The sequence below is a fragment of the Sphingomonas bacterium genome (assembly GCF_903643065.1).
GTDB lineage: Bacteria > Pseudomonadota > Alphaproteobacteria > Sphingomonadales > Sphingomonadaceae > Sphingomonas.
In genome coordinates, this window is sequence record NZ_CAHJWX010000358.1 from 1 (window position 1) to 3210 (window position 3210).

1 protein-coding gene and 2 pseudogenes are annotated in these 3210 nt (G+C 67.9%); all 3 read left to right on the forward strand.

Annotated features, from left to right (window positions below; genetic code table 11):
- Positions 1-568: 568 nt before the first annotated feature.
- Positions 569-1600 (forward strand): annotated as a pseudogene (traG, locus tag HUU95_RS11970) (IncP-type conjugal transfer protein TraG); the annotation flags it as partial.
- 202 nt (positions 1601-1802) lie between these two features.
- On the forward strand, positions 1803-2234 hold the full coding sequence (locus tag HUU95_RS11975) for a ribbon-helix-helix domain-containing protein (protein ID WP_174280314.1): 432 nt from the start codon (positions 1803-1805) through the stop codon (positions 2232-2234).
- Between the two features lie 188 nt (positions 2235-2422).
- Positions 2423-3210 (forward strand): annotated as a pseudogene (gene trbB, locus HUU95_RS11980) (P-type conjugative transfer ATPase TrbB); the annotation flags it as partial.

Genomic DNA, 3210 nt, shown 5'->3' on the forward strand with positions numbered 1-3210 from the left:
GTCGACGAGCCCGATCCGGAGGTGACGCCGCTGGGCGTCAAGGGTCTTGGCGAGATCGGGATCGTCGGCACCGCCGCGGCGATCGCCAACGCGATCTACCACGCCACGGGTAAGCGAGTGCGCTCGCTGCCGATCACGATCGACAAGCTGCTCGAGACGGAGATCGACGCCTAGCGACTGGGCGGTTGCACCGCCCCCGGAGAACAGGGGATTATCGAAACGTCGGACACGCTTCTTCAAGACGGCTGGCGCGAGGGTACGCGTGACATCAACGGCTTGAACCTGCACGTCGTCGAGGCTGGCGATCCGGGTGACCGCTTTGGGGTTCCCGCACGTCTATGAGCGTGCGCGTACCGACGTGAACGAATGGCAGAAACCGCGTCGGCAATGTGGCCGTGCGAACGACCAGATATGGCTCGAGTCCGTCCGCACGAAGCAAAATCCGGCTGACGGCGAACCTCGGCTATTGCACGCCATGGCTCGCTAACATTCGATCCACGGCGACTAATTGTTGCTTTCCTCATCCGGAATGATCTCAGTCGTGTTCCGTCGAAGCGACGGAGTAACCATGAACGCCACTCGCATTCTCTGGGGCCAAGTCCTCACCGTCTGTTCGATCGCGTTGGCCTTCATCTGGGCCGCGACGCAGTGGACGGCCGCGCAGCTCGGCTACCAGGCCCAGCTCGGCCACCCGTGGTTCATGGTCGGGCATTACCCCGTCTATCATCCGCCCGCCTTCTTCTGGTGGTGGTTCGCGTACGACGCCTATGCGCCGCACGTTTTTCAGACGGGCGCCTACATCGCCGCTACGGGCGGGTTCGCCTCGGTCGTTGTGGCGATCGCGATGTCGGTGTGGCGGGCCCGCGAAGCCAAGCACGCCGATACCTACGGCTCCGCCCGGTGGGCGACCGAGAAGGAGGTTCGCGCCGCCGGCCTGCTGGGGCCGGACGGGCTGTTACTTGGCCAACTCGGCAGGGCCTACGTCCGACACGAGGGTCCCGAGCACGTCCTGTGTTTCGCGCCTACCCGGTCCGGCAAGGGGGTGGGTCTCGTCGTTCCCACCCTGCTCACCTGGGCTGGCTCGGTCATCGTCCACGACATCAAGGGCGAGAACCATGGACTGACCGCCGGTTGGCGAGCCCGCTTCAGCCGCATCGTCCTATTCGATCCGACCAATCCGGAAAGCGACGCCTACAACCCGCTGCTCGAGGTGCGCAAAGGACCGAACGAGGTGCGCGACGTCCAGAATGTCGCCGACATCCTCGTGGACCCGGAAGGAGCGCTGGAGAAGCGCAATCATTGGGAGAAGACCAGCCATGCGCTGTTGGTCGGCGCGATCCTGCATGTCCTCTACGCGGAGGCCGACAAGACGCTGGCCGGCGTCGCCAGCTTCCTCTCCGATCCCAAGCATCCCATCGAGACGACGCTCCGGGCGATGTTGACTACGCCACATCTGGGTAAGGCCGGGCCGCATCCGGTGATCGCCAGCGCGGCGCGCGAGCTGCTGAACAAGAGCGAGAACGAGCGCTCCGGTGTGCTGTCCACGGCCATGTCGTTCCTCGGACTCTACCGCGACCCGGTGGTGGCGCAGGTGACCCGGACAATGCCGGCATCCGCCGCGAACCCGATCTTCCCGAGCACGAGGCGATCGCGCCCGAAGCGCCGCCGCCAGCCCCGGTGCGCGAGTTCGACGATCCCGATGACGAACCGGACACCGAAGCCGTGAAGGCGCGGATTCTGCAGCGCGGGTTCGGAGGGCTGGCGCGACAGGCTGCGCTGGACCCTGACGATGGCATGGCGTTGTGACGGCCCGCGGCAAATACACCTTCCGGCTGTCCACCGAGCTCGCCGCCCGGCTTGCCGACTATTCCGCCCGGGCGCGTGTGCCGCAGGCCCAGGTGGTGGAGGCTGCAATCGCCTCGCATCTGTCGCCCGATGCGGCCGATCAGCTTGAAGCGGCGCTGGCCCGCCGGCTCGATCGCATGAGCCGCGCGATCGAGCGGATGGAGCGTCACACGGTCATCTCCAATGAGGCCATGGGGCTGTTCGTGCGCTTCTGGCTGACCTCGACGCCGCCGCTGCCCGACGCCGCGCAGCCGGCCGCGCAAGCCAAGGGTCGCGAACGCTATGAGGGCTTCGTCGAGGCGCTCGGACGCCGACTCGCCAATGGGCAGTCGCTGGCTGACGAGGTCTCGCGCGACATCGGCCCGGAGAGTTCCGCCGGCGGCACCTGATCGGACCGGCCCTTCTGCATCCGTTTCTACGCCACAGCCCTTCTACGCCGTCGAGCTTGTTGAGCAGCCCGCAGTAGGGCGCTTTGTATCCAACCCGTCGACCATCCGCGCCGTGACCGGCGCCGAACACGGGGTAGCCAGTGACCGTTACCGCCTTACGGCCCGAAGCCCACGCCCGCGGAGCCCGGATGCTGCGCACGGCGCTCGGGCCCGCGATCGGCGGCTGGCTCGATGATGCGAGCGTCGGCGAGGTCATGCTCAATCCGGCGGGCTCGAGGACACCGGCGAGCGCCTGTCCGCCGCCGATGGCGAACGCATCATCCGCCTGGTCGCGCACCATGTCGGCGCTGAAGTCCACCCCGGCAGTCCGCGCGTCTCGGCCGAACTCCCCGGGACGGGGGAGCGGTTTGAAGGCCTGTTGCCCCCGGTAGTAGCCGGCCCGGTGTTCGCGATCCGGCGGCCCGCAGTCGCGGTGTTCACGCTCAGCGACTACGTCGCGGCCGGAATCATGGCGGAGCGCCAGGCCGAGTTCCTGCGCGAGGCAGTCGCGGGCCGCGCCAACATCCTGGTCGCGGGCGGCACGTCGACGGGCAAGACCACGCTGGTCAACGCGCTGCTGGCGGAGGTGGCCAAGACTTCCGACCGCGTGGTGCTGATCGAAGACACCCGCGAGCTGCAGTGTGCCGCGCCCAACCTGGTGGCGCTGCGCACCAAGGATGGCGCGGCCTCACTGACCGACCTCGTCCGCTCGGCGCTGCGCCTTCGCCCTGATCGCATCCCCATCGGCGAGGTGCGCGGCGGCGAGGCGCTCGACCTGATCAAGGCGTGGGGCACCGGCCATCCCGGTGGCGTCGGCACGCTGCACGCCGGTTCCGCAATCGGCGCACTGCGGCGGCTGGAGCAGCTCGTCCAGGAAGCCGTGATCACCGTGCCCCGCGCGCTCATCGCGGAGACCATCGACGTCATCGCCGTCCTG